We start from the raw sequence: 22,537 nt of genomic DNA, 5'->3' as shown, positions 1-22,537 counted from the left end.
CTGTCATCGCCCGGCTTGACCGAGCGATGACAGCGAGGACTGGACTAATAGCTTCGACTCATCATGCCCGGCGATTTTGAGCCGCTGCACCGTCCCCGACGCCGCGCCGGTGACTGCGACAGGCAGGTAGTGCTCCGTCCTGCCCTGCGTCGCGCTCTCGATCAGCACCTCGCGCTCGCAGCCGATCTCAGCATCCAGCCGCTGCCGCAACGCGACTTCGCCTGCGGCCCGTAGCCGCCGTGCACGCTCGCGGATGACGGCGCCATCGACCTGCGGCATGCGCGCCGCCGGCGTGCCCGGGCGCGGCGAGTAGGGAAAAACATGCAGGAAGGCCAGTCCGCATTCCTCGACGAGTTCGAGCGAGCGCACGAACATGTCCTCCGTCTCGGTCGGGAAGCCCGCGATCAGATCCGCCCCGAGCGCGATATCCGGCCGCAGCAGCCGCACATGGTCGCAGAACGCGACCGCATCGGCGCGCGAATGCCGCCGCTTCATCCGCTTCAGGATCAGGTCATCGCCGGCCTGCAGCGACAGATGCAGATGCGGCATCAGCCGGGCGTCGTCTGCGAGCGCGTCGAGCAGATCGGCATCGGCCTCGATCGAATCGATCGAGGAGATGCGCAGCCGCTGCAGTTCCGGCACGTGGCGCAGGATCTGCTTCACCAGCCGGCCGAGCTTCGGCGTCCCCGGCAGGTCGTGGCCGTAGCTCGTCAGATCGACGCCGGTCAGGACGATCTCGGCATGACCGCGCGCGGCCAGCGCACGCACCTGGTCGACGACCGCCCCCATTGGCACCGAGCGCGAATTGCCGCGACCGAACGGGATGATGCAGAAGGTGCAGCGATGATCGCAGCCGTTCTGCACCTGGACGAACACCCGCGGCAGGCCGCGCTGAAAACCCTCGACCAGATGCGGCGCCATCTCCGTCACGGCCATGATGTCGGAGACGGCGACCTTCTCGGATGTGTCGATGCCGAAGCGCGGCGGCGCCAGCGCCTGCGCCGTCGCGCGCCAGGCATCGAGTTGCAGCTTGTCCTCATTGCCCATGACGCGATCGACCTCGGGCATGTCAGCAAACATGCCGGCCTGCGTCTGCGCCGCGCAGCCGGTCACGACGATGCGCGCCGCCGGGCGCTCGCGTTTCAGCTTGCGGATCGTTTGCCGTGCCTGCGCCACGGCCTCATTGGTGACCGCGCAGCTGTTGATGACGATGGTGTCGGAGGCGCCCGCCGCCTCCGCGTGTCGCGCGATCAGCTCGGACTCGAACGCGTTCAGCCGGCAGCCGAAGGTGACGACATCGACGCTCATGCCACGCTGGCGAACAGCTGTGGCTCGAACCGGCCCTCGAACTCGAAGGTCGCGGTGCCCGTCATCAGCACGTGATCGTCGCGCTCGCGCCATTCGATTGTCAGCTCGCCACCGGGCAAGGTCATCTGGACGATGCGATTGGCCCGCTTCAGCCGGGCGGCCGCGACCGCCGTGGCGCAGGCCGCCGAGCCGCAGGCCTTCGTCAGCCCCGCGCCGCGCTCCCAGGTGCGCATCGTGATGTGATCGCGATCGACGATGTGGGCGAGCGTGATGTTGGCGCGCTCCGGGAAGATCGGGTGGTTCTCCAGCAGCGGTCCGAACCGCTCCAGGTCATAGGAGTTGACGTCGCCGTCCACCCAGAACACCGCGTGCGGATTGCCCATGTTGACGACCGAGGGCGAGTGCAGGATGGGCGCATCGATCGGCCCGATCTGCAGCTCGATATAGCGGGTGTCGCGGAACTCCTCGGCCAGGGGAATCTCCTGCCAGCCGAATTTCGGCACACCCATGTCGACGGTGTAGAGGTCGGGCGCGGGCCCCTGCCAGCAGTTCAAGAGTCCGGCACGGGTCTCGAAGGTCGCGCTGGCCTGGCCGGTCTTCTCGAACACCTGCCGGACAACGCAGCGCATGCCGTTGCCGCAGGCGCCGGACTCCGACCCGTCATTGTTGTAGATGCGGATGAACGCCTCGGTGCCGTCGAGCCGGGGCGGCTGCAGCACCATCAACTGGTCGTAGGGAACGCGGGCTGCAACCGCCCGCGCCTCGTCGGGCGTGACCACATGCTTCACGTCACGCAGATCAAGCACGACGATCTCGTTGCCGATCCCGTTCATTTTGACGAAGCTGTGGTTGGCCAGCGCGCTCATGAAATTATCCAAATTTTGTCCGCTTTATATGGCCTCAGCCGCGGCCTTGACCAGTCCGCAGACTGACATGACGCATCTGTCATGGGACGCCGCGCCGCCGGGCATGTTAGGACCGGTCGTTCGCCGGCACGAACCGGGCAAAGGCAGCACGGCACTGGAGAATAGTCGAATGAATTTCAGCACTTTCCGCCTCGTTCTGGCCGTGAGCTCGGTCGCCGTTGCGCTGGGCGGTCCGGTCGCCCGGGCGCAGGCGCCGGCAGCCCCCACGGCTCCGGCGGTATCGGCGACGCCCTCCCCTGCCCCGAGCACGCCCCCGGCGCCGGCCGCGGCGGCCCCCGCAGCCAGCCCGACGCCGGCTGCCAGCGCCAGCCCCTCACCGCCACCGTCTCCCGCTCCCGCTCCCGGCCAGGCGCCGGCCGCGGCGCCCACCCAGACGACCGACGCCTTCGGCGACGAGATCAAGCTCGAGGCCAAGAAGGTGGTCCTCGTGAAGGGCACCGCCAATTGGGACAATGCCTTCGACACGCTGATCGATTCCTTCAAGGCGCTGTCAACCATGTTGGACAAGCAAGGCGTGAAGCCCGCCGGCAACGGCATGATCGTCTACACGTCGACCGACGACAACGGCTTCACCTTCCTGGCCGAGATGCCGATCGAGCAGGAGCCGAAGACGCTCGGCAAGGGCATGAGCATCGGCCAGTCGCCGGAGGGCAAGGCCCTGAAGTTCGTGCATCGCGGCTCCTACGACAACATGGACAACACGTATGAGGCGATCACGAACCATCTCGACGAGCGCCGCCTCGAAGCCAAGGACACGTTCATCGAGGAGTATATGACCGACCCCTTGAAGACCGCCGAGGACAAGCTCGTCATCAACGTCTATGTGCCGCTGAAATGAGCGCCATGATGATCAGACCGATCCTGGCAGCCGCGATCGCGAGCTGCGTCGCGCTTCCTGCGGTCGCGCAGGACGGACCGCGGCTGGACATGCCGGCCATCACCGTCAGCGGCGAGGCCAGCGTCTCGGCGCCCCCGGACCTGGCGCAGATCGATGCCGGGGTGGCGTCCGACGCCAAGACCGCGCGCGAGGCCGCCGAGGCCAACAATGCCGCGATGGCCAAGGTGCTCCAGGCGCTGAAGACGGCGGGATTGGCCGACAAGGATGTCCAGACCTCGCGGCTGTCGCTGCAGCCGCAATATGCCCCGAACCGACCGGGCCAGGCGCAGGTCACCGGCTATCGGGCCTCGAACCGCGTCACCATCAAGCTACGGGAAGTGGGCAAAGTGGCCAGCGTGATCGACACGGTGGTCGGCGCCGGCGCCAACGATGTCGGCAACGTCTATTTCACCGTTGCCGAGCCGTCGAAGCTGCTCGATGACGCGCGCGAGAAGGCTGTTGCCGACGCGCGGCGAAAGGCCGAGATCTACGCCAAGGCGGCCGGCGTCACGCTCGGCAAGCCGCTCAGCATCTCCGAGGACGGCGCCTCCGCGCCGGTGTTCCGCGCCAAGAACTTCGGCGCACCGATGGCCGCGACGCCGACCCCGGTGGCGCAAGGCGAGGAGACGCTGTCGATCACGGTCAATGTCACCTGGGCGATCAAGGCCGGGCCGTAGGGCGCCGCCCCCTTCGGCGCGCGGCCCATTCACGCGCGGCCGCAAACCGACAGCGCGACAACACCTTTTGCGATTGCGAGGGCGAACTAAACCTCCACAACTTGTCCCGGCTTGAGCGTGCCAAAACGGTCGCGCGGGATGCCTGCCAAATCGAGCGCGGCGTGCAGCGCGTGAACCGGCGCGTCGATCGCCTCGTCGGTGAGCTGGAACGTGCCGTGATGATGCGCCAGCGCGGTCTCGGCGCCGCAATCCTGCAGCGCCTGCACGGCCTCCTCCGGGTTCATGTGCTGGTCGCGCATGAACCAGCGCGGCTCATAGGCGCCGATCGGCAGGATCGCGAGCCTGATGGGCGCATGCAGCTCGGCGACACGGCGGAAATGTTTGCCGGTGCCGTAGCCGGAATCGCAGACGATGTAGAACTTGCCACGCGGCGTCTCCAGCACGAAGCTCGCCCACAGCGCCTTGTTGCGGTCGAACACGCCGCGCGCCGTCCAGTGCCGCGTCGGCACCAGGGTGACCGCGACCTCGTCGTTCAGCGCGACGCGGTCATGCCAGTCATAAGCCTCGGCGCGGATCTTCGCATCCGCTGCGGTCATGGTGAGGTCGTTACCGAGCGGCGTGACGACACGCGGGGCAAAGCGCGCGGTCAGCCGCGACAGTGTGCGGAGGTCGAGATGGTCGTAATGGCCATGCGAGACAAGCACGACGTCGATATGAGGCAAGGCCTCGAAGGCGATGCCGGGATCGTTGTGCCGGCGGGGGCCGGCGAACGAGAACGGCGACACCCGCTCCGACCATACGGGGTCGATGAGGATGTTGAGCCCTCCGGTCTGGACCAGCCAGCTGGCATGGCCGATGAAGGACAGCCGCGCCGCCTGGCCATGAACCTTGTGCGGCGGCGTATCGGCATGAGGGCTCGGCGCCCATTTCGGCCAGCGGGCGCGCTTGCCGTTGCGGTCGAACTGCCAGCGCAGCACTTCAGAGAGGGATTTGGGCGGGGCGCCGTCGGGATCGTAGAAGCGTTTACCGTCGAAATGGTCGGTGACGGGGCCGGAATAGGTCCTGGAACGGCGGAGCAAGGCGTCCTCGCGGAAAAGCTGAACTGGCGCAAGAGGTAGGGAGCCCCGCAAGGTCCGGCAACGGGACACCAGGACGCAAGTTTCCTTGACTTTTCGGTCTCCCAAGGGTTTAACCCGGCCGAATTTCGGAAAGTTTCGTCTTTTCGAGCCACCGCCCGGCCCTGGAGGCCGGAGGTCAACGCCCGACAGCGCTATGCGCCCTCGGGCGCAAATGTGTTTGGACGACCCTCATCCTGAGGAGCCGCGAATGCGGCGTCTCGAAGGATGGGGCCGACGATGTGGCCGCCCTTCGAGACGCAGGCTTTGCCTGCTCCTCAGGGCGAGGCAGCAACAGGGATAACGGCATTGTTCGACAATCTGTCGGAAAGGCTTGGCGGCATTCTCGATCGGCTGACGGGGCGTGGTTCGCTCTCGGAAGCCGATGTCGACGCCGCGATGCGCGAGGTCCGCCGGGCCCTGCTCGAGGCGGACGTCGCGCTGGAAGTTGTCCGCAGCTTCACCGAGCGCGTGCGCGAGCAGGCGATCGGCGCCACCGTCGTCAAGTCGGTGACCCCTGGCCAGATGGTCGTCAAGATCGTCCATGACGAGCTGGTCAAGACGCTCGGCGACGACGGCCAGACCATCGACCTCAACGCCGTGCCGCCGGTGCCGATCATGATGGTCGGCCTGCAGGGCTCCGGCAAGACCACCACCACCGCAAAGCTCGCGCGCCGCATGGTCCAGCGCGACAAGCGCAAGGTGCTGATGGCCTCGCTCGACGTCTACCGTCCGGCCGCCATGGAGCAGCTCGCGGTGCTCGGCCGCGACCTGGACATCCCGACCTTGCCGATCGTCGCCGGCCAGATGCCGCCGCAGATCGCGCGCCGCGCCATCGAGGCTGCCAAGCTCGGCGGCTACGACGTCGTGCTGCTCGACACCGCCGGCCGCACCACGCTGGACGAGGACATGATGAAGGAGGCCGCCGAGATCAAGGCGGTCGCCAACCCGCACGAGGTGCTGCTGGTCGCGGACTCTCTGACCGGCCAGGACGCCGTCAATCTCGCCCGCGCGTTCGACCAGCGCGTCGGCCTCACCGGTATCGCGCTGACCCGGATCGACGGCGACGGCCGCGGCGGCGCCGCGCTGTCGATGCGTGCCGTCACCGGCAAGCCGATCAAGCTGCTCGGCACCGGCGAAAAGACCGATGCGCTGGAGGATTTCTATCCTTCGCGTATCGCCGGCCGCATCCTCGGCATGGGCGACATCGTCTCGCTGGTCGAGAAGGCCGCGGCGAACATCGACGCCGAAAAGGCCGCCCGCGCCGCCGAGAAGATGCGCAAGGGTCAGTTCGACCTCAACGACATGCGCGAGCAGCTCCTGCAGATGGCGCAGATGGGCGGCATCAGCGGGCTGATGGGCATGATGCCCGGCATCTCCAAGATGAAGAACCAGATCGCGGCCGCCGGGATCGACGACAAGATCCTCAAGCGCCAGGTCGCGATCATCGATTCGATGACCCGAGAGGAGCGCAAGCATCCCGACCTGCTCAAGGCCAGCCGCAAGAAGCGCATCGCCGCCGGCTCGGGCCAGAGCGTCGAGCACGTCAACAAGCTGCTCAAGATGCACCGGAACATGGCCGACGTGATGAAGGCCATGGGCTCCGGCAAGCGCGGCCCGCTGGCCGGCATCGCCCAGGCGATGGGGTTTGGCGGCGGTGGCGGCATGCCCTCGCCCGAGCAGCTCAAGGCGCTCGCGGAAAAGATGCCGGGTGGCATGCCCGGCGGTCTGCCGAACCTGCCGAAGGATCTTCCCGCCGGCCTGCGCGGCGGTTTGCCCAATCTGCCGGGCCTCACCGGCCTCAGCGGCAAGCCGACGCTGCCGGGCCTTGGCCTGCCTCCGGGGAAAAAGAAATGACGTCACTCNCGGGCCTTGGCCTGCCTCCGGGGAAAAAGAAATGACGTCACTCTCGTCATTGCGAGGAGCGAAGCGACGAAGCAATCCAGAGTCGCGCATGCCGCTCTGGATTGCTTCGCTTCGCTCGCAATGACGACTTCCATCCAACTTCACATCGATACATCGACCTAAAGGAGAACCTACATGTCCGTCGTCATCCGTCTCGCCCGTGCCGGCACCAAGAAGCGCCCGGTCTATCATGTCGTCGTCGCCGACTCGCGCTTCCCGCGTGACGGCCGCTTCATCGAGCGTCTCGGCTATTTCAATCCGCTGATGCCGAAGGACAACGAGGCGCGCCTCAAGCTCGACATGGAGAAGGTGAAGGGCTGGCTCGCCAAGGGCGCGCAGCCGTCCGACCGCGTCGCCCGCTTCCTCGATGCCGCCGGCGTCAAGAAGCGCGAAGCCCGTCAGAACCCGATCAAGGCCGTGCCACGCAAGGAGCGCAAGGCGCAGGCCGAAGCCGCCGCCAAGGGCTAAGGTCCCTTGACGCTGATGGCCTCATGCTTCGAGACGCACAGCTTACGCCGTGTTCCTCAGCATGAGGACGTGGCTCCTCGTCGTGAGGCGCGCGCCGTTGCACGCGTCTCGAAGGACGAGGCCTTCTGATGTCCAAGCTCATCTGCGTTGCCAAAATCGGCGCCGCGCACGGCGTGCGCGGCGAGGTTCGCCTGTGGACCTTCACCGAGGATCCGCTGGCCGTGCTGCATTACGGCCCGCTCACGACCAAGGACGGCAGCCGATCTTTCGAGGTCGCCAAGGCGCGCGAGGCCAAGGATCATCTCGTCGCAACGATCAAAGGCGTCACCGACCGCAATGCGGCCGAGCGGCTCAACGGGCTTGAGCTCTATGTGCCGCGCGACCGCCTGCCGGAGACCGATGACGACGAATACTACCATGCCGACCTGATCGGCCTGGCTGCAGAGACGACGGCGGGCGCACCGCTCGGCCGTGTGCTCGCGATCCATAATTTCGGCGCCGGCGACATCATCGAGATCGCCCCGCCCTCCGGCAGCACGCTGATGCTGCCGTTCACAAATGCTGTGGTGCCGACGGTGGATCTCGCCGGCGGGCGGGTGATCATCGAACTGCCCGCGGAGATCGAGGGCGAGGATCAAGACTCGTCTGACAATGCAGGTTCACCAGAGGGCGATGCTGCCGCCTCAAACTCAGCTCGTCATCCCCGCGAAAGCGGGGATCCATAGCCACCGCGGCTGATTTGCTTGTGCGGGACGGGCCACGTGCCTCCTCCTAACATCACGCGTTATGGGTCCCGGATCGGCGCCGGTGGGGGAGCCGCAGCCGTGGGAGATGACAGCGCCGCATTGATCGGGGGCTCGATCTCACCGCTCCGGTGCCGTAACAGAGCATCATGACCGCTTCACCCGCCGCACCCTGGCGCGCCACCGTGCTGACCTTGTTTCCCGAGATGTTTCCCGGGCCGCTCGGCGTCAGCCTGGCCGGCCGCGCGTTGATGGGCGGCATCTGGTCGCTGGAGGCGCGCGACATCCGGGCGTCGGCCACCGACAAGCATCGGAGCGTCGATGACACGCCGGCCGGCGGTGGGCCCGGGATGGTGCTGCGCGCCGACGTGCTGGCGGCAGCGATCGACGCGGCGGACGTCGCGCCGGAGCGGCCGCGGCTGCTGATGAGCCCGCGCGGTCGGCCATTGACCCAGGCCGCGGTCCGCGACCTCGCGGCCGGCCCAGGGCCGTTGATCGTGTGCGGCCGGTTCGAAGGCATCGACCAGCGCGTCATCGATGCCCGGGAGCTCATCGAGGTCTCGATCGGCGACTATGTGCTGTCGGGCGGCGAGATCGCGGCGCTGGTGCTGATCGATGCCTGCGTACGGCTGCTGCCGGGCGTGATGGGCAAACTCGAATCGGGCACCGATGAGAGCTTCTCGGACGGCCTACTCGAATACCCGCAATACACCCGCCCGCAGCTGTTCGAGGGCCGGACCATTCCGGATGTACTCACCTCGGGCGATCACGCCAAGGTCGCCGCCTGGCGGCGGTCGCAGTCCGAGGCGCTGACGCAAGCACGCCGGCCGGATCTCTGGGCCGAATGGCAGACCCGAGAACAAAGCAGGACCGGCCAAAAAGCGCCAAAAAGCACGACAGACGGGTGACAAGCCTCGCGCTTTGGCTTATAGGAGCGCCCAATTCCGCAAGTGACGGCAGGAACAAGCGCAGCCCGCGTGACCCGGCTGGGCGCGCCGCCGATGGAGATTTACCCGTGAACCTGATTCAGCAGCTCGAAAAAGAGCAGTTCGATAAGCTGTCCGCCAACAAGACCATTCCGGAGTTCGGACCCGGCGACACCGTGATCGTCAACGTGAAGGTGGTCGAAGGCGACCGCACCCGCGTGCAGGCCTATGAGGGCGTCTGCATCGGCCGCTCCGGCGGCGGCATCAACGAGAGCTTCACGGTGCGCAAGATCTCCTATGGCGAGGGCGTGGAGCGCGTGTTCCCGATCCTCTCCCCGATGATCGACTCGATCAAGGTCGTGCGCCGCGGCAAGGTGCGTCGCGCCAAGCTGTATTACCTGCGCCAGCTGCGCGGCAAGTCGGCCCGCATCGTCGAGAAGCAGGACCGCCAGCAGGCCGCCGTCAACGAGTGATCGTTGCCACCTTTGGATTGACGAAGAGCGCGGGCCGGTCCCGCGCTTTTTTGTTTCGCCACGTCGTCATCGCGAGCGAAGCGAAGCAATCCAGGGCCGAGCGAGGACTCTGGATTGCTTCGCTTCGCTCGCCATGACAGCGGCCACAAACGCATCTCGCACTCCGCGCCGTGCGTGCTATATATCGCCCTGAAATGGTTCTAGATCGCACCAGCATGGCCTGCCGCCGCGTCGTCATCGACGATCGCCGCCGGCTGCCTGGGCGGTTCTTCGGACGCTTCGCCACCTCGGCGACATCGGAGCTTAGGCGCGCGCTGTAAGTCGCAGCGCCTCAGTCCCGATCGTTTACGCGTGCCCGTCACGCGTCCTGATTCAAACCTTCATTCCCGGGAGCATTCGCTCATGTCGAAACCGACCACGCTGTACGACAAGATCTGGAACGACCATCTGGTGCACGAAGCCGAGGACGGCACCTGCCTGCTCTACATCGACCGTCACCTGGTGCACGAGGTGACCTCGCCGCAGGCGTTCGAGGGCCTGCGCATGACCGGACGCAAGGTGCATGCGCCGGAGAAGACGCTCGCCGTCGTCGACCACAACGTGCCGACCACCGATCGCTCCAAGCCCAATCCGGATCCGGAGAGCATCGAGCAGATCAAGACGCTGGCCGAGAACGCCCGCGAATTCGGCATCGAATATTACAACGAGTTCGACCGCCGCCAGGGCATCGTCCACGTCATCGGCCCCGAGCAGGGTTTTACGCTGCCCGGTACCACGATCGTGTGCGGTGACAGTCACACCTCGACGCATGGCGCGTTCGGCGCGCTGGCGCACGGCATCGGCACTTCCGAGGTCGAGCACGTGCTGGCGACGCAGACGCTGATCCAGAAGAAGGCCAAGAACATGCGCGTCACCGTCGACGGCAAGCTGCCGGACGGCGTGACAGGCAAGGACATCATCCTCGCCATCATCGGCGAGATCGGCACCGCGGGCGGCACCGGCTACGTGCTCGAATACGCCGGCGAGGCGATCCGTGCGCTGTCGATGGAGGGCCGCATGACCGTCTGCAACATGTCGATCGAGGGCGGCGCCCGCGCCGGCCTGGTTGCGCCGGACGAGAAGGCCTACGACTTCCTGCGCGGCCGTCCCAAGGCGCCAAAGGGCGCGGCCTGGGATGCGGCGATGCGCTACTGGGAGACGCTGCGCTCCGACGACGGCGCGCATTTCGACCACGAGATCCGGCTCGATGCCGCCAAGCTGCCGCCGATCGTGACCTGGGGCACCTCGCCCGAAGACGTGATCTCGGTGACCGGCGTGGTGCCGGATCCGGACAAGATCGCCGATGAGGCCAAGCGCATCTCCAAGCACCGCGCGTTGAAATATATGGGCCTGACCGCCGGCACGAAAATCACCGACATCAAGCTCGACCGCGTCTTCATCGGCTCCTGCACCAATGGCCGCATCGAGGATCTGCGCGCCGCCGCCAAGATCGCCGAGGGCAAGACCGTCAGTGCTCACGTCAACGCGATGGTCGTGCCGGGCTCGGGCATCGTCAAGGAGCAGGCCGAGGCTGAGGGTCTCGACAAGATCTTCATCAAGGCCGGCTTCGAATGGCGCGAGCCGGGCTGCTCGATGTGCCTCGCCATGAACCCGGACAAGCTGGCGCCGGAAGAGCGTTGCGCCTCGACCTCGAACCGCAATTTCGAGGGTCGCCAGGGCTTCAAGGGCCGTACCCATTTGGTATCGCCTGCGATGGCCGCAGCGGCCGCGATCGCCGGCCACTTCGTCGACGTGCGCGACTGGCGCTGAAGCCCTGATACGCCGGCGCAGCAGAGCTGCTCGGCGACCGATCTGCGAACACGCGCGATGGCCCCGAGCCATCGCGCTTTCATTTTGACTCGATGTCGACCCCGCCCGGCAAGGGCTCCTTAAGCTTCCGCATGCATGATGCTACCGCCGGACGCGCGGCGTCTGCAGAGGAACGTGCCGAGGAGCCTGCCATGGCCGACAAGCCGGAATTCGTTGACCTCATCCGCGACGCAACGCGGCAGCGCCGGCGGACGCCGCCAGCCAAGATCATTGCCAAGCCGGAGGCACCGAAGGACGAGCGTCGGCTGTCCAACTGGCCGCCAGGACGCTTTGCCAAATGGCGACTGGAGACGCTGGTGCCGTGGAAGCTGACGGTGAAGAACTGGCAGTTCAAGGACTGGCTCTGACCACCGCACCGGATCGGGCGCGCTCAAACGACAGAAGGACGCCGTTGGGCGTCCTTCCATGTCGTGCTCGGGCTCTCGGCCTCGTCAGTAATAGCGCCAGTGGTGGCGGTGATGACGATGGTGCCAGCGGTGATGGTGCCGCCAATGATGTCCCCGCCAATGCCGGTAGTGGCAGATGCGGCGCGGTCCGTAATGGGTCCAGACAACGCGGCAGCGACGGTAGGGATAATAATAGCCGGTCGTGTAGGTCGGATAATAGTAGCTGCGATAGCCGTAGAAGTGCCGCCGATGGTGGTGGAAGTACGGCCGGTAGGCATAGTGCGGATGATGATGATAGCCGCCGCCATGGAAGATCGGCCGTGGACCGCCGCCGCCATGAAACACCGGGCCACCGCCATGGAACACAGGACGCGGTCCACCGCCTCCGAAGGCGTGGCCCCCATGGAAAGCAGGGCCTCCACCACCTCTGAACATGGCCCCGCCGCCGTGGAAGGTGGGACCAGCGTGGAAGCCACCGCCGCCACCGTGGAACCCGCCACCGCCATGGAAGCCGCCACCACCGTGAAATCCGCCGCCGTGAAAGCCGCCGCCTCCACCATGACCGCCAGGGCCACGCACCTGGATGGTCAGTGCGTCGGACGGCGCTTGCGCCCTCGACCCGACACCGGGACTGACCGGCGACATCGCAAGCGCAGGCCGACTGGATGCGCCCGCCAGTAGGAACAAAGCTGCCGCCGCAAGACTGAGGCGACGAGCAAGACCAGCACGCTGGTCTTTCATCCTCATCATGGTCCCTTCTCCCTGAATGCTGTGCAACGATGGACCCATGCAGCGCCCTTGCTGGTCGTCCGATCGGTGGATTGGCGCACCCCCAACATGAACGTAGTGATAGGGACGTGAATGCGGCATGAATGATACACGTAACGCGCGCATCTGCGGCGTGGCGTCGCGGCAGGGAGACTCTGCATCGGCGTCTCCATCGTCGTGCAACTCAAGATCATCGATCGCGCCGCCTATGATCGTTACCTCGCCGGCTTCTTCGACGTCTTTCGCAACTACAACGTCCGGCTGCCCGCCGCCGACGAGGCACCAATCTCGGTCGAAGGACGCTGGGACGGTGACAAGATCGTGCTGATATCGTTTCCCGACGAATACGATTTTCGCGCCTGGGCAGAGTCGGCTGCGGACCAGGAGCTTGCGCCGGATCGCAAAGCCGGTGCTGAGGCTATCGTGCTGCTCGTGCGTGGACTTGGCGAGCGACCCGACCGCACTGCAACGTTGATACGCCGACGATCTTGATCGCTGGCGTTCTTAGTGAAGGAACGGCGTGAACAGCACCACGGGCCCTGGTGGATAGGCCGGCCTATAATGCACCGGACGACCGTAATAATGCGGTGCTTCGACCCAACAATCGGCCGGTTTGCAGGGACGAGGCCGCAGGCGGAGATCGAGTGCAGTGACCATCGCTTGGCGGCTTGCCTGTCGCTTCTCCGGTGATGAGACAACGGGAGATGTTGCGGCAGAGCTTGCAAGCAACATCGCCACGGTCACGATGCCGATCCCAAGCCAAGTCTTATTGTGCCAAGTCGTATTATGCCGAATCGTGTCGAGCGGTGCATTCATGGCAGACCCCATCGCCAGCCCGCCATGAAACTACAGGCCCGCGAAGCGGGCCTGTTTGATTTCGATCATGACCCACAGAGCAGGGTCGCGAGGCTCACCAGTGCCGGTGATGCCGATGCCAGTGGCGGTGCGGATGCCAATGGCGATGCGGGTGCCAGTGACGCCGCGGGTGCCAATAGTGCCGGCGGGGATGCCAATGGCGGCGTCCGTGCCAATGCACCTGAGAGGTCTCCTGGACCGTGCCCTGCTGCACCGCCGTCGCGGCGCCCGGATTGATGAGCGACAGCGCTTGCGCGCGTTCGGCCGGTGCCGCCAGCGCCAGGACAGCACCGATCGCCGCGATGCCCAACAGCTTCGTCACAGTCATGAACTTCTCCTTGGATCGGCTGAGATCACGTCAGGCACCGAACGCTCGTTCATCAACTGAATGATGGCGACCGTCACGGCACGACGCAGATCAATCTCGAACGAGCGACGTGAATAGGACCTGAAGACCTGCGCACGGAGCAGAATGCCGAATCGCCGCGCGCGGTTCCGGCGCAGCGCGCGACATATCGCGCACTGTGTCGAGAAGGTCACGCCAGATGAAAGATCACGACAGCCCGATGGGGACTATGCCGCTGCTCCGTGCCGCACGCGCGTCGATCAGCCTCGCCGCCATGTGCAGCTCATATGGGGGACGATGACGGTCCCGCTCGGCCGATTCTCTTGGACATAGGTCGCGTCGCACACCCTGACCGCATTCGGCCCCGGATTATAGCGCGGCACCACGTCCGGCTCCCAATGCCCCTCATAGCGGGGATAGATCGGAACCCGCCGCGGACGGCGCTGCGCCGAAACATCCGTGCTCGCGCCGCTCGGGATGGAGCGCAACTGCGCACCGGTCGGCTGCTCCGCCCGGGCCGGGATCGAGATCAGGAACGCCGCTGCGAGCGCTGTTCCAGCGAGCATCATCGACATCCGGCTCATGCATCCCCCTACCCAAATCGTGCGGCACGACGGTCGCCGTTTTCACCCCTCGCGTCAACGGCCACCGCGCCTGAGGACATAAACCAGGATGCATCATGATCAAAGCCGGGCTAGAAGGCGGCGATGTGGACAGATTTGAAAGCTCCCTCGCTCGCCGACATGGAAGTCATGGCGCATGAGATGTTCGAGCGCCTGCCCGAGCATTTCCGCACCATGTGCGAAGGCGTCATCATCCGGGTCGACGACTTCCCGACCGAGGAGGTGCTCGACCAGTTGGACGCCGAGAGCGAGTTCGACCTGCTCGGCCTGTTCCAGGGCACCGGGGTGCCGTTCCGCAGCAATGACGACCTGCCACGCCTGCCCAACATGATCTGGCTCTATCGGCGCCCGATCCTCGATTACTGGGCCGAGCACGACGAAAGCCTCGGCCACATCGTCCGCCATGTCCTGATCCACGAGATCGGCCACCATTTCGGAATGTCCGACGACGACATGGCCGCGATCGAGGCCTCCGTCGACTGACGATCGCGGCCGACTCTCCGGGGATTTTGACTTTATCCGCCTCGGCAATCGGGCTAAACAGCAGCCTGAACGATATTCTCGAAGGTGCCCCCGATGGACAAGTTCACCACGCTGGAAGGCGTCGCTGCGCCGCTGAAGATCATCAATGTCGACACCGACATGATCATCCCCAAGCAGTACCTCAAGACCATCAAGCGCACCGGTCTCGGCAAGGGCCTGTTCTCGGAGCAGCGCTACAAGGACGACGGCAGCGAGAACCCTGATTTCGTCCTCAACCAGCCGGCCTATCGCAACGCCAAGATCCTCGTCGCCGGCGACAATTTCGGCTGCGGCTCGAGCCGCGAGCACGCCCCCTGGGCGCTCCTGGACTTCGGCATCCGCTGCGTGATCTCGACCTCGTTCGGCGACATTTTCTACAATAACTGCTTCAAGAACGGAATCTTGCCGATCCGCGTCTCGCAGGCCGATCTCGACAAGCTGTTCGACGACGCCGAGCGCGGCGCCAATGCGACCCTGACGGTCGACCTTGCGAGCCAGGAAATCCGCGGCCCCGACGGCGGCACGGTGAAATTCGACATTGACCCGTTCCGCAAGCACTGCCTGCTCAACGGGCTCGACGATATCGGGCTGACGCTGGAGAAGAAGGCCTCGATCGACAGCTACGAGGCCAAGCTGGCCGAGCGCGCCTGGGCCTGATCACGGGGCTCAGCACCAGAGTTCACAGGCCCCGGACCTTGTCCGGGGCTTTGTTTCGAGCGCGGTTCACGAGAGCGGTCCTCATTTGACGCGTGTATTGCCCGAGGTCGTCACCTTCTGGCGCGGACCGCTCGACCGGCTGCGCCAGACCTGCCTGCGCTCGCAGCTCGCCGCCGGTCACAAGGTCACGGTCTACAGCTTCGACCCGCTGCCCGGGCTGCCCGATGGCGTCGGTAACGCCGAGGCCGAGGCGATCCTGCCTTATGCGTTCTCCGAACGTCTCAGGCCGCCGCAGCCCGACGGCAGCTGGCGCGACTGGACCACCTTGCAGTTCAGCGACTTCTTCCGCATGCGGCTGATGGCGCAAGGCGCCGGACTCTGGCTCGACGCCGACGTGCTGCTGCTGCGCCCGCTCGAGATCGATCCGGCCAAGCCTTATTTCGCCTGGGAACGGCCGCGGCAGCTCGGCAACTCGGTGCTCTATCTGCCGCCGAACGATCCGATCGTCGCCGAATTCGACGCGCTGATGGCGCAGGAGGAGCTGACGCCGAACTGGCTGTCGCTGCGTCACCGGCTGACCTTTGCGCTCCGGCGGCTGCGCGGCGTCTCGAACCGCCTGTCGGACATCCGCGTCGCCATTTTCGGCCCGGCGGCGCTGACCGCGCTGGCCCGCCGCCACGGCTCGCTCCGCCATGCGCTGCCGAAGCGCAGCTTCTATGCGGTGCATGCCGAGCCCAAGGCGTTCTTCGATCCGTCCGACTTCGCCGGGCTGATCGGCGACCCGGCCATCATCGGGCTGCACATCTCGCCCAAGGGCCGCGGCGGCGAAGCCCCGCTGCCCGGCAGCCTGTACGGCTGGGCGGCCGACCGCTTCGGCGCCTGAGCCCTCCGCCTGCCCCCTGCGCGGTCCGCACGGCCGCCCCGCTGCTTGATCTAACGCAACGTCGGCTCGCCGGCCCGGTGATTGATTGCAGCCATCATCGGAGACGAGCCATGACCGCCCAAGCGAAGCCCTATCCACGCGTCCAATTCCTGATCGACACGTTCGCGCAATGGCTCCGGCATCGGCGCGAGCTCAGCGAGCTGAGGCAGCTCGATCGCGACGATTTCGAGCGCATCGCGATGGACCTGCAGGTCACGCCGGCGGATCTCGACGAATTGGTCCGGCACGGCGAGCACGCCGCCGACGAGCTGCCGCAGATGCTCAAGGCGCTCGGCATCGACGAGGCCGCGCTCGGCCGCGCCGAGCCGCTGGTGTTGCGCGACATGGAGCGGGTTTGCGCCATGTGCAAGGACAAGCCGCGCTGCCATCGCGATCTGGCGGCGGGCACATCCGCCGCGCATTACGAGGACTATTGTCTCAACGCACCGACCATCGACCGCCTGGGCGCCGCCGCCGCGAAGCACTGACGGCGTCTCACCTCACGTCCCCGAGAGCGGAGCAACGCGATGAGCCTGCCAAAGCTGCACCGCAACACCTGGCTCCATGTCGGCGCCGCGATCCTGCTCGCGCTCGGCGCGATGCTGCTGATCCGGCTGCACAATGCCGGCGGCGCCACGCCGGCCACCGAAAGCGTGCAGGCCGGCCGCAAGCTGGCGGAAGCGTGGTGCAGCTCCTGCCACGCCATCGACGCCGGGGGATCCCGGGCCCAGACCACGACGGCGCCTGATTTCGTCGCCGTCGCCAACATGCCGTCGACCACGGAGCTGGCGCTGAAAGTGTTCCTGCAGAGCAGTCACCCGACGATGCCCAACGTCGTCCTGACAGCCGAGCAGCGCGGCGACCTCGTCAACTACATCCTCAGCCTGAAGCACATCTGAGAACTACTTCCCCGCCGCGGCGATGGCATCCGCGATCGCGATCGTCCGTCGCGCCATGTCGGCATGCAGCCGCTCGACCATGCGGCCATCGATCTGAATCGCTCCGCGCGACGCGTTTTCCGGCAATTCGAAGGCGGCGATGATCCTGCGCGCGGCCGCGACCTCCTCGGCCGGCGGCGTGAAGATGGCGTTGCAGGCATCGATCTGGCCGGGATGAATCAGCGTCTTACCGTCGAAGCCGAGGTCGCGGGCCTGGATGCATTCCTGCGCGAAGCCGTCGGTATTGGCGAAATCGCTGTAGGGCCCGTCCAGAATCTCCAGCCCATGGGCGCGCGTCGCCAGGATGCAGTGGCTGATCATCGGCAGCATCGTCGCGCGACCCGGCAGCATGCGGATGCGGGTCTCGCGCGAGATGTCGTTCGGGCCGAACACGAAGCCCGCCAGCCGCGAGCCCGCCTCGTGCACCGTCGCCGCGAGGCGATCGGCATCGAGCACGGCCCGCGCGGTCTCGATCATCGCCCACACCTTCAACGCCGGATCGGCGCCGACCTCGGCCAGGCGGTCGCTCACCAGGCGCAGATCCTCCACCGTCGAGACCTTGGGAACCAGGATGCCGTCGGTCGCGGCCTGGCCGGCCATCGCGACGTCGTCAGCCCACCACGCCGTGTCCAGGCTGTTGATGCGGATCAGCAGTTCCCGCTTGCCGTAACCGTCGGCGGCAACCGCCTTGGCGATCTGCTCGCGCGCGGCGGCCTTGGCATCGGGCGCCACGGAATCCTCGAGATCCAGGATCAGCCCGTCGGCCGGCAGGTTCCGGCCCTTCTCCAGCGCGCGTGCATTGGAGCCGGGCATGAAGAGAAGACTGCGGCGCGGGCGGATCATTCGGCGTTTCCCTTGGTTTATCGAAGCGGCCCGCGATACCATTTCGGCGGCCGCCCCGAAAGGCTTGTTCCCGTCAGCCGCATGTGTTTAGGCATGGTCCATGGTCTCGTTTCCGCAACGCCTGCTCGACGGCTATCGCGCCTTCACCACCCAACGCCTGCCCACCGAACAGAGCCGCTATCTGGAGCTGTCCGAGCGCGGCCAGTCGCCCGACGTGATGGTGATCGGCTGCTGCGATTCCCGCGTCTCGCCGGAGGTGATCTTCGACGTCGGTCCGGGCGAATTGTTCGTGCTCCGGAACATCGCCAATCTGGTGCCGATCTATCAGCCTGATGCCAATGCCCATGGCGTGTCGGCGGCGCTGGAATATGCCGTCACCGTGCTCAAGGTGAAGCACATCGTCATCCTCGGCCATGCCCAATGCGGCGGCATCCGCGCCTTCGTCGACAAGGCGGCGCCGCTGTCGCCTGGCGATTTCATCGGCCGCTGGATGTCGATGTTCATCAAGCCGGGCGAGGTGGTCGAGCAGCGCAACCACGAGTCCTTCCAGGATTTCGTGACAAGGATCGAGAAGGCCGCGGTGTTCCGCAGCCTCGAGAACCTGATGACCTTTCCGTTCGTGCGCAGCCGCGTCGAGGCCGGTGATCTCCAGCTGCACGGCGCCTATTTCGGGGTCGCCGAGGGATCTCTGTTCGTGCTCGACACGGCCACCAAGGAATTCAAGAGCGCGCGAAGTGGCGAATAGCGAATTGGGCGTGGCGAGTAGTTCGTCTGCCCTCTTCGCCATTCGCTACTCCCTATTCGCCCCGCGTCAGTGCCCGCCGCTCCAGCGGTCCGACAGCGCCAGCATCACGGTCGAGACGACGAAGGTCATGTGCACGCCGACCAGCCAGGCGAGCTTGACCGAGTCGTAGCCCGCGTCGAGATTCATGAACGCCTTGAGCAGCTGGATCGCCGAGATCGCGACGATCGAGGCGAGCAGCTTCTGCTTCAGGCCGGCGAAGTCGACCTTGGTCATCCATTCCGGCCAGTCCGGATGGCCGCCGGGATCGATGCGCGAGACGAAGTTCTCATAGCCTGAGAACACCACGATCAGCACCAGATTGCCGGTCAGGCAGACATCGATCAGGCTGAGCACGCCGAGGATGATGTCGCTCTCCTTGGCGGTGGGAAGATGCACGACATTCTCCCACAGCAGCAGCACGAATTTGAACAGGAGCACGGCGAGGCTGACGATCAGCCCGACATAGAAGGGCGCCATCAACCAGCGGCTCTTGAACAGGAAGCCCTCGAGCCCGCGCTCCAGCTTCGACGGCGCATGCTGGCCGGACACGGGCGCCTGCACCCGCGTCGGCTCGGTCGTTGTTTTTTCAGCCACGTTCGATCCCACCCCGAAGCCGCTGCGTGCTGAAATCCTCGCTCAGGCGGCCTTCTTCTTGGCCGTGATCAACTTGCGATTGATGAGGACTTCCGCGATCTGGATGGCGTTGAGGGCCGCGCCCTTGCGCAGATTGTCCGACACGCACCAGAAGGCGAGGCCGTTCTCGACCGTCGCGTCCTCGCGGATGCGGCTGATATAGGTCGCGTCCTCGCCAGCGGCCTCATAGGGCGTCGCGTAGCCGCCGGGCTCCTGCTTGTCGATGACCAGGCAGCCCGGCGCACGGCGGAGAATCTCGCGCGCTTCATCCGCGGTGATCGGCTGCTCGAACTCGACGTTGACTGCCTCGGAGTGGCCGACGAACACCGGCACGCGCACGCAGGTCGCGGTCAGCTTGATCTTCGGATCCAGGATCTTCTTGGTCTCCGCCATCATCTTCCACTCTTCCTTGGTGAAGCCGTCTTCCATGAAGACGTCGATGTGCGGGATGACGTTGAAGGCGATGCGCTTGGGGAATTTCTTGTTGACCAGCTCGTCATTGGTGTAGACGGCCTTGGTCTGCGAGAACAGCTCGTCCATCGCGTCCTTGCCGGCGCCCGAGACCGATTGATAGGTAGACACCACGACGCGCTTGATGTGGGCCTTGTCATGCAGCGGCTTCAGCGCGACGACGAGCTGCGCGGTCGAGCAGTTCGGATTGGCGATGATATGCTTCTTGGTGAAGCCCGCGGCGGCATCGGCATTGACCTCGGGCACGATCAGCGGCACGTCGGGATCCATGCGCCAGGCCGACGAATTGTCGATCACGACCGCACCGGCGGCGCCGATCTTCGGCGACCACTCCTTCGAGACCGTGCCACCGGCGGACATCAGGCAGATGTCGACATCGGCAAAATCGTAGTGCTCGAGCGCTTTGACCTTCAGCGTGCGGTCGCCATAGGACACTTCGACGCCGACGCTGCGGCGTGAGGCGAGCGCCACGACCTCGTCCGCGGGGAATTTGCGCTCATCCAGAATATTGAGCATTTCCCGTCCGACATTGCCGGTCGCGCCGACCACTGCGACTTTGTAACCCATCATTCACTCTCCGAAGAAAAATGGCCGACCGCGCATATCGGCGGAAACGGAAGCGGCAGCGCTTCTATGCGAGAAACGTCCCTGACACAACGTTACCACGATGTCTCGCCTTTGATGCATTCCGATTCGGCCAGAACAGCCACCGCCTCCCGATCCGCATCCGTCCTGCAGGGGCTTGAAAGCTTCGCGGACGAGGTCTGCGGCACGGTGGCGCGCCTGTTCGCTTATGTGGGGGCTCTGGCGCTGCTCGCCATGCTCGGCGTGGCCGGCTGGCAGCATCTCGACGGCGACGACGCGCCCACCGGCCGGGCCGGCTGGACGCTGGCCGACGGGGCGGTGCCGGCATTCTCCCTCCGTCTGACCGACCAGCCCGACAAGACCGCCACCTATACGGTGCTCACCCATCCCGAGGGCGGCCGCAAGGACGTGCTGCGCTGGGGCGAGCCCGCTGACCGCCCCGCGGCGGAACTCGAGGTCTATCGATTCGGCCCGGAGCGCGATGCGCGGCGTGACCCCCGCGCCGATCTCGCAATCCGGATGGGCCAAGGCGGCGCCGCCGACCTGGAGACCGCCGGGGTGATCGACAGCCGGTTCGGGCCGGTCAGCCTGATGCGGCCGGCCGGCGCGTCCGAAGGCCCCCGCGCCTGCCTCGGTTTTCTGAAGACCATCGCCGAGCCGGCCTTGCGGATCTCCGGCTGGTCCTGCCAGGGCGTCACCATGCCGACGCGGCGCGCGATGGTCGGCTGCATGCTCAACCGGCTGACCTTGCTCGCACCTGAACAGGACCGCGCGCTGGGCCAATTGTTCGCCGGACCCGAGCCGCGGCGCGGCGGTTGCGACGCGCCCGCGACGGCCGGCAGCGCCGGCGATTGGGTGATGTCGACCGCCAATCCGAGGCTGCGCGGCGCGCTTTGAATGTCTGAATGGGTCTGCCCGTTGCTGCACGCGACAGCGCCACATTGGCGCCGCCGCCCTTGCTGCCAAGTGACGGATTTTGATGCAACTTTCCCGCCACAGCGGGAATTTATCTTGCGGCCGGCCGCCGGAATGACCTTGTGATGCCACAGCCGACGCAGATATTGTGCGGGCCAAATCATGCGCATGGCGTGCGCCGGCCGCTTGAGGCGCGAGGAAGAGGACGTGATGATTGAATTTTCTGCCGCAACCCGGGCCTTGACCCTGGCGGTGATCGCCGCGACCGGTCTTGCCGTCACGTCTGCCGATGCCGCCCCGACCAAGCGCCGCGCCACCGTGGCCTATTCCGGCAACGGCCCGAACTATTCCTATCAGTCCGGCCCGCGGACCCGCGTGTATGTCAGCAAGCGCTCCTGGCTCGATGGCGGCACCGAAGTGCTGCCGGGTGACCGCAAGTTCAGCGACTATGCCTTCCCGCCGGCCGTCGGCTATCCATCGTTCGCCCGCGAGAACCTCAACCGTCCGATCGATCGCCAACCGCTGATGGCGCCGTCCGATCTCGGCGGCTATCCGACCCGGATTCCGATCCCCTACTGAGGGCTGCGGCATCACCCGATCACCAAGGCCGGGCTCTGCCCGGCTTTTTGCGTTCGGAGGGCGATCCAAGCATTCTCTCGTCATTCAAGCATCTTCGAGCAACTCACGCTGCCATCGCCCGGCCCGACCGGGCGATCCAGTAGTCCAGAGGCGGCGAAGAGTGAGCCGAGAGGCCGCGGCGTACTGGATGCCCCGCCTGCGCGGGACATGACGATCGCGACAACAAGCGAGCGCTTTCTCGCGGCGCCGTCGCGTCCGAGTCATCCGGCACGTTCCGCCCTCATCCAAAGCAAGGGCGCAGGGAAGGCCAGGCCTCCGCTGAGGCCTGCGGCCCGCCTGCGAAAGAAAATGCAGGCGGCAGGTACCACAGGTCCAGCCGGCGCGACCCGGCCCTCCCTGCGCGATGGGCTCACGCTTACTCTG

At 66.0% G+C, this 22,537-nt stretch carries 27 protein-coding genes; 18 read left to right on the top strand and 9 right to left on the bottom strand.

What is annotated here, in order from left to right:
* Positions 1–3 precede the first annotated feature (3 nt).
* Both mtaB and dapF read right to left on the bottom strand, forming a co-directional pair.
* A complete protein-coding gene (gene mtaB, locus HL671_RS21050; protein WP_012040713.1) occupies positions 4–1,308 on the bottom strand; it encodes a tRNA (N(6)-L-threonylcarbamoyladenosine(37)-C(2))-methylthiotransferase MtaB in 1,305 nt (434 codons plus the stop codon).
* Positions 1,305–2,174 (bottom strand): diaminopimelate epimerase, encoded by an 870-nt coding sequence (gene dapF, locus HL671_RS21045; RefSeq protein ID WP_012040712.1) that lies wholly within the window; start codon positions 2,172–2,174, stop codon positions 1,305–1,307. The genes mtaB and dapF overlap by 4 nt, the downstream gene beginning before the upstream one ends.
* Positions 2,175–2,343: 169 nt before the next feature.
* On the opposite strand from dapF, the gene HL671_RS21040 reads away from it, so the two are divergent.
* Both HL671_RS21040 and HL671_RS21035 read left to right on the top strand, forming a co-directional pair.
* The gene (locus tag HL671_RS21040) at positions 2,344–3,072 is read left to right on the top strand and encodes a GyrI-like domain-containing protein (protein ID WP_172238242.1); all 729 of its coding nucleotides are present in this window, start codon (positions 2,344–2,346) and stop codon (positions 3,070–3,072) included.
* A gap of 5 nt (positions 3,073–3,077) precedes the next feature.
* Positions 3,078–3,788 carry an SIMPL domain-containing protein gene (locus HL671_RS21035; protein WP_172238239.1) on the top strand — a complete coding sequence of 237 codons (711 nt, stop codon included), beginning with the start codon at positions 3,078–3,080 and terminating at the stop codon, positions 3,786–3,788.
* An 86-nt stretch (positions 3,789–3,874) separates the two neighbouring features.
* On the opposite strand, the gene HL671_RS21030 is transcribed toward HL671_RS21035, so the two are convergent.
* Positions 3,875–4,867 carry an MBL fold metallo-hydrolase gene (locus HL671_RS21030; RefSeq protein ID WP_012040709.1) on the bottom strand — a complete coding sequence of 331 codons (993 nt, stop codon included), beginning with the start codon at positions 4,865–4,867 and terminating at the stop codon, positions 3,875–3,877.
* A gap of 345 nt (positions 4,868–5,212) precedes the next feature.
* Between HL671_RS21030 and ffh the strand changes: the two genes are divergently transcribed.
* The 7 genes from ffh (at position 5,213) to HL671_RS20995 (ending at position 11,634) form a co-directional block, all read left to right on the top strand.
* Positions 5,213–6,760, top strand: coding sequence for a signal recognition particle protein (gene ffh, locus HL671_RS21025; RefSeq protein ID WP_012040708.1), 1,548 nt, complete (start codon positions 5,213–5,215; stop codon positions 6,758–6,760).
* 183 nt (positions 6,761–6,943) lie between these two features.
* The gene (rpsP, locus tag HL671_RS21020) at positions 6,944–7,276 is read left to right on the top strand and encodes a 30S ribosomal protein S16 (protein ID WP_008964221.1); all 333 of its coding nucleotides are present in this window, start codon (positions 6,944–6,946) and stop codon (positions 7,274–7,276) included.
* A 128-nt stretch (positions 7,277–7,404) separates the two neighbouring features.
* Positions 7,405–8,001, top strand: coding sequence for a ribosome maturation factor RimM (gene rimM, locus HL671_RS21015; RefSeq protein ID WP_012040707.1), 597 nt, complete (start codon positions 7,405–7,407; stop codon positions 7,999–8,001).
* A 167-nt stretch (positions 8,002–8,168) separates the two neighbouring features.
* Positions 8,169–8,927: a tRNA (guanosine(37)-N1)-methyltransferase TrmD gene (trmD, locus tag HL671_RS21010; RefSeq protein WP_172238236.1), complete on the top strand. Its 759-nt coding sequence runs from the start codon at positions 8,169–8,171 to the stop codon at positions 8,925–8,927.
* A gap of 107 nt (positions 8,928–9,034) precedes the next feature.
* Positions 9,035–9,418: a 50S ribosomal protein L19 gene (rplS, locus tag HL671_RS21005; RefSeq protein ID WP_012040705.1), complete on the top strand. Its 384-nt coding sequence runs from the start codon at positions 9,035–9,037 to the stop codon at positions 9,416–9,418.
* A gap of 402 nt (positions 9,419–9,820) precedes the next feature.
* Positions 9,821–11,227 carry a 3-isopropylmalate dehydratase large subunit gene (gene leuC, locus HL671_RS21000; protein ID WP_172238233.1) on the top strand — a complete coding sequence of 469 codons (1,407 nt, stop codon included), beginning with the start codon at positions 9,821–9,823 and terminating at the stop codon, positions 11,225–11,227.
* Positions 11,228–11,418: 191 nt separating this feature from the next.
* Positions 11,419–11,634 (top strand): hypothetical protein, encoded by a 216-nt coding sequence (locus HL671_RS20995; RefSeq protein WP_012040703.1) that lies wholly within the window; start codon positions 11,419–11,421, stop codon positions 11,632–11,634.
* Between the two features lie 84 nt (positions 11,635–11,718).
* Here the strand turns inward: HL671_RS20995 and HL671_RS20990 are convergent, their stop codons facing one another.
* The gene (locus HL671_RS20990; protein WP_172238230.1) at positions 11,719–12,423 is read right to left on the bottom strand and encodes a hypothetical protein; all 705 of its coding nucleotides are present in this window, start codon (positions 12,421–12,423) and stop codon (positions 11,719–11,721) included.
* 195 nt (positions 12,424–12,618) lie between these two features.
* Between HL671_RS20990 and HL671_RS20985 the strand changes: the two genes are divergently transcribed.
* Positions 12,619–12,933 carry a DUF1330 domain-containing protein gene (locus tag HL671_RS20985; RefSeq protein ID WP_374050106.1) on the top strand — a complete coding sequence of 105 codons (315 nt, stop codon included), beginning with the start codon at positions 12,619–12,621 and terminating at the stop codon, positions 12,931–12,933.
* 418 nt (positions 12,934–13,351) lie between these two features.
* Here HL671_RS20985 and HL671_RS20980 read toward each other — a convergent pair whose 3' ends face one another.
* Both HL671_RS20980 and HL671_RS20975 read right to left on the bottom strand, forming a co-directional pair.
* Positions 13,352–13,624, bottom strand: a complete 273-nt coding sequence (locus tag HL671_RS20980; protein ID WP_012040699.1) for a hypothetical protein — start codon at positions 13,622–13,624, stop codon at positions 13,352–13,354.
* Positions 13,625–13,902: 278 nt separating this feature from the next.
* On the bottom strand, positions 13,903–14,208 hold the full coding sequence (locus HL671_RS20975) for a hypothetical protein (RefSeq protein WP_012040698.1): 306 nt from the start codon (positions 14,206–14,208) through the stop codon (positions 13,903–13,905).
* 141 nt (positions 14,209–14,349) lie between these two features.
* Here HL671_RS20975 and HL671_RS20970 point away from each other — a divergent pair, with 141 nt between their 5' ends.
* The 5 genes from HL671_RS20970 (at position 14,350) to HL671_RS20950 (ending at position 17,265) form a co-directional block, all read left to right on the top strand.
* Complete coding sequence (locus HL671_RS20970) at positions 14,350–14,748, top strand: metallopeptidase family protein (protein WP_041750257.1); 399 nt, start codon at positions 14,350–14,352, stop codon at positions 14,746–14,748.
* 93 nt (positions 14,749–14,841) lie between these two features.
* On the top strand, positions 14,842–15,444 hold the full coding sequence (gene leuD, locus HL671_RS20965) for a 3-isopropylmalate dehydratase small subunit (RefSeq protein WP_012040696.1): 603 nt from the start codon (positions 14,842–14,844) through the stop codon (positions 15,442–15,444).
* 85 nt (positions 15,445–15,529) lie between these two features.
* Positions 15,530–16,327 carry a glycosyltransferase family 32 protein gene (locus HL671_RS20960; protein ID WP_172238227.1) on the top strand — a complete coding sequence of 266 codons (798 nt, stop codon included), beginning with the start codon at positions 15,530–15,532 and terminating at the stop codon, positions 16,325–16,327.
* 110 nt (positions 16,328–16,437) lie between these two features.
* Positions 16,438–16,854 carry a DUF6455 family protein gene (locus HL671_RS20955; protein ID WP_012040694.1) on the top strand — a complete coding sequence of 139 codons (417 nt, stop codon included), beginning with the start codon at positions 16,438–16,440 and terminating at the stop codon, positions 16,852–16,854.
* Positions 16,855–16,893: 39 nt separating this feature from the next.
* Complete coding sequence (locus tag HL671_RS20950; RefSeq protein ID WP_172238224.1) at positions 16,894–17,265, top strand: c-type cytochrome; 372 nt, start codon at positions 16,894–16,896, stop codon at positions 17,263–17,265.
* A gap of 3 nt (positions 17,266–17,268) precedes the next feature.
* Here the strand turns inward: HL671_RS20950 and HL671_RS20945 are convergent, their stop codons facing one another.
* Positions 17,269–18,147, bottom strand: a complete 879-nt coding sequence (locus HL671_RS20945) for an HpcH/HpaI aldolase/citrate lyase family protein (RefSeq protein WP_172238221.1) — start codon at positions 18,145–18,147, stop codon at positions 17,269–17,271.
* Between the two features lie 100 nt (positions 18,148–18,247).
* Here HL671_RS20945 and HL671_RS20940 point away from each other — a divergent pair, with 100 nt between their 5' ends.
* Positions 18,248–18,892 carry a carbonic anhydrase gene (locus HL671_RS20940; protein ID WP_012040691.1) on the top strand — a complete coding sequence of 215 codons (645 nt, stop codon included), beginning with the start codon at positions 18,248–18,250 and terminating at the stop codon, positions 18,890–18,892.
* Between the two features lie 66 nt (positions 18,893–18,958).
* Here the strand turns inward: HL671_RS20940 and HL671_RS20935 are convergent, their stop codons facing one another.
* On the bottom strand, positions 18,959–19,525 hold the full coding sequence (locus tag HL671_RS20935; protein ID WP_012040690.1) for a TIGR00645 family protein: 567 nt from the start codon (positions 19,523–19,525) through the stop codon (positions 18,959–18,961).
* Between the two features lie 42 nt (positions 19,526–19,567).
* A complete protein-coding gene (locus HL671_RS20930; RefSeq protein WP_012040689.1) occupies positions 19,568–20,602 on the bottom strand; it encodes an aspartate-semialdehyde dehydrogenase in 1,035 nt (344 codons plus the stop codon).
* A gap of 114 nt (positions 20,603–20,716) precedes the next feature.
* Between HL671_RS20930 and HL671_RS20925 the strand changes: the two genes are divergently transcribed.
* Together HL671_RS20925 and HL671_RS20920 are read left to right on the top strand one after the other, a co-directional pair.
* The gene (locus HL671_RS20925; RefSeq protein ID WP_172238218.1) at positions 20,717–21,517 is read left to right on the top strand and encodes a hypothetical protein; all 801 of its coding nucleotides are present in this window, start codon (positions 20,717–20,719) and stop codon (positions 21,515–21,517) included.
* A 228-nt stretch (positions 21,518–21,745) separates the two neighbouring features.
* Positions 21,746–22,114 carry a hypothetical protein gene (locus HL671_RS20920; RefSeq protein WP_012040687.1) on the top strand — a complete coding sequence of 123 codons (369 nt, stop codon included), beginning with the start codon at positions 21,746–21,748 and terminating at the stop codon, positions 22,112–22,114.
* Positions 22,115–22,537: the final 423 nt, after the last annotated feature.

This window comes from Bradyrhizobium denitrificans (assembly GCF_013179005.1).
Lineage (GTDB): Bacteria > Pseudomonadota > Alphaproteobacteria > Rhizobiales > Xanthobacteraceae > Bradyrhizobium > Bradyrhizobium denitrificans.
This window is presented reverse-complemented; position numbering and strand designations above follow the sequence as displayed.

Bases quoted from the DNA above. Each gene is read 5' to 3' on its own strand.
- mtaB (WP_012040713.1), bottom strand. From the start codon at position 1,308: ATGAGCGTCGATGTCGTCACCTTCGGCTGCCGGCTGAACGCGTTCGAG.
- dapF (WP_012040712.1), bottom strand. From the start codon at position 2,174: ATGAGCGCGCTGGCCAACCACAGCTTCGTCAAAATGAACGGGATCGGC.
- HL671_RS21040 (WP_172238242.1), top strand. From the start codon at position 2,344: ATGAATTTCAGCACTTTCCGCCTCGTTCTGGCCGTGAGCTCGGTCGCC.
- HL671_RS21035 (WP_172238239.1), top strand. From the start codon at position 3,078: ATGATGATCAGACCGATCCTGGCAGCCGCGATCGCGAGCTGCGTCGCG.
- rpsP (WP_008964221.1), top strand. From the start codon at position 6,944: ATGTCCGTCGTCATCCGTCTCGCCCGTGCCGGCACCAAGAAGCGCCCG.
- rimM (WP_012040707.1), top strand. From the start codon at position 7,405: ATGTCCAAGCTCATCTGCGTTGCCAAAATCGGCGCCGCGCACGGCGTG.
- trmD (WP_172238236.1), top strand. From the start codon at position 8,169: ATGACCGCTTCACCCGCCGCACCCTGGCGCGCCACCGTGCTGACCTTG.
- leuC (WP_172238233.1), top strand. From the start codon at position 9,821: ATGTCGAAACCGACCACGCTGTACGACAAGATCTGGAACGACCATCTG.
- HL671_RS20995 (WP_012040703.1), top strand. From the start codon at position 11,419: ATGGCCGACAAGCCGGAATTCGTTGACCTCATCCGCGACGCAACGCGG.
- HL671_RS20990 (WP_172238230.1), bottom strand. From the start codon at position 12,423: ATGATGAGGATGAAAGACCAGCGTGCTGGTCTTGCTCGTCGCCTCAGT.
- HL671_RS20980 (WP_012040699.1), bottom strand. From the start codon at position 13,624: ATGACTGTGACGAAGCTGTTGGGCATCGCGGCGATCGGTGCTGTCCTG.
- HL671_RS20975 (WP_012040698.1), bottom strand. From the start codon at position 14,208: ATGCTCGCTGGAACAGCGCTCGCAGCGGCGTTCCTGATCTCGATCCCG.
- HL671_RS20970 (WP_041750257.1), top strand. From the start codon at position 14,350: ATGTGGACAGATTTGAAAGCTCCCTCGCTCGCCGACATGGAAGTCATG.
- leuD (WP_012040696.1), top strand. From the start codon at position 14,842: ATGGACAAGTTCACCACGCTGGAAGGCGTCGCTGCGCCGCTGAAGATC.
- HL671_RS20955 (WP_012040694.1), top strand. From the start codon at position 16,438: ATGACCGCCCAAGCGAAGCCCTATCCACGCGTCCAATTCCTGATCGAC.
- HL671_RS20950 (WP_172238224.1), top strand. From the start codon at position 16,894: ATGAGCCTGCCAAAGCTGCACCGCAACACCTGGCTCCATGTCGGCGCC.
- HL671_RS20945 (WP_172238221.1), bottom strand. From the start codon at position 18,147: ATGATCCGCCCGCGCCGCAGTCTTCTCTTCATGCCCGGCTCCAATGCA.
- HL671_RS20940 (WP_012040691.1), top strand. From the start codon at position 18,248: ATGGTCTCGTTTCCGCAACGCCTGCTCGACGGCTATCGCGCCTTCACC.
- HL671_RS20930 (WP_012040689.1), bottom strand. From the start codon at position 20,602: ATGGGTTACAAAGTCGCAGTGGTCGGCGCGACCGGCAATGTCGGACGG.
- HL671_RS20925 (WP_172238218.1), top strand. From the start codon at position 20,717: ATGCATTCCGATTCGGCCAGAACAGCCACCGCCTCCCGATCCGCATCC.
- HL671_RS20920 (WP_012040687.1), top strand. From the start codon at position 21,746: ATGATTGAATTTTCTGCCGCAACCCGGGCCTTGACCCTGGCGGTGATC.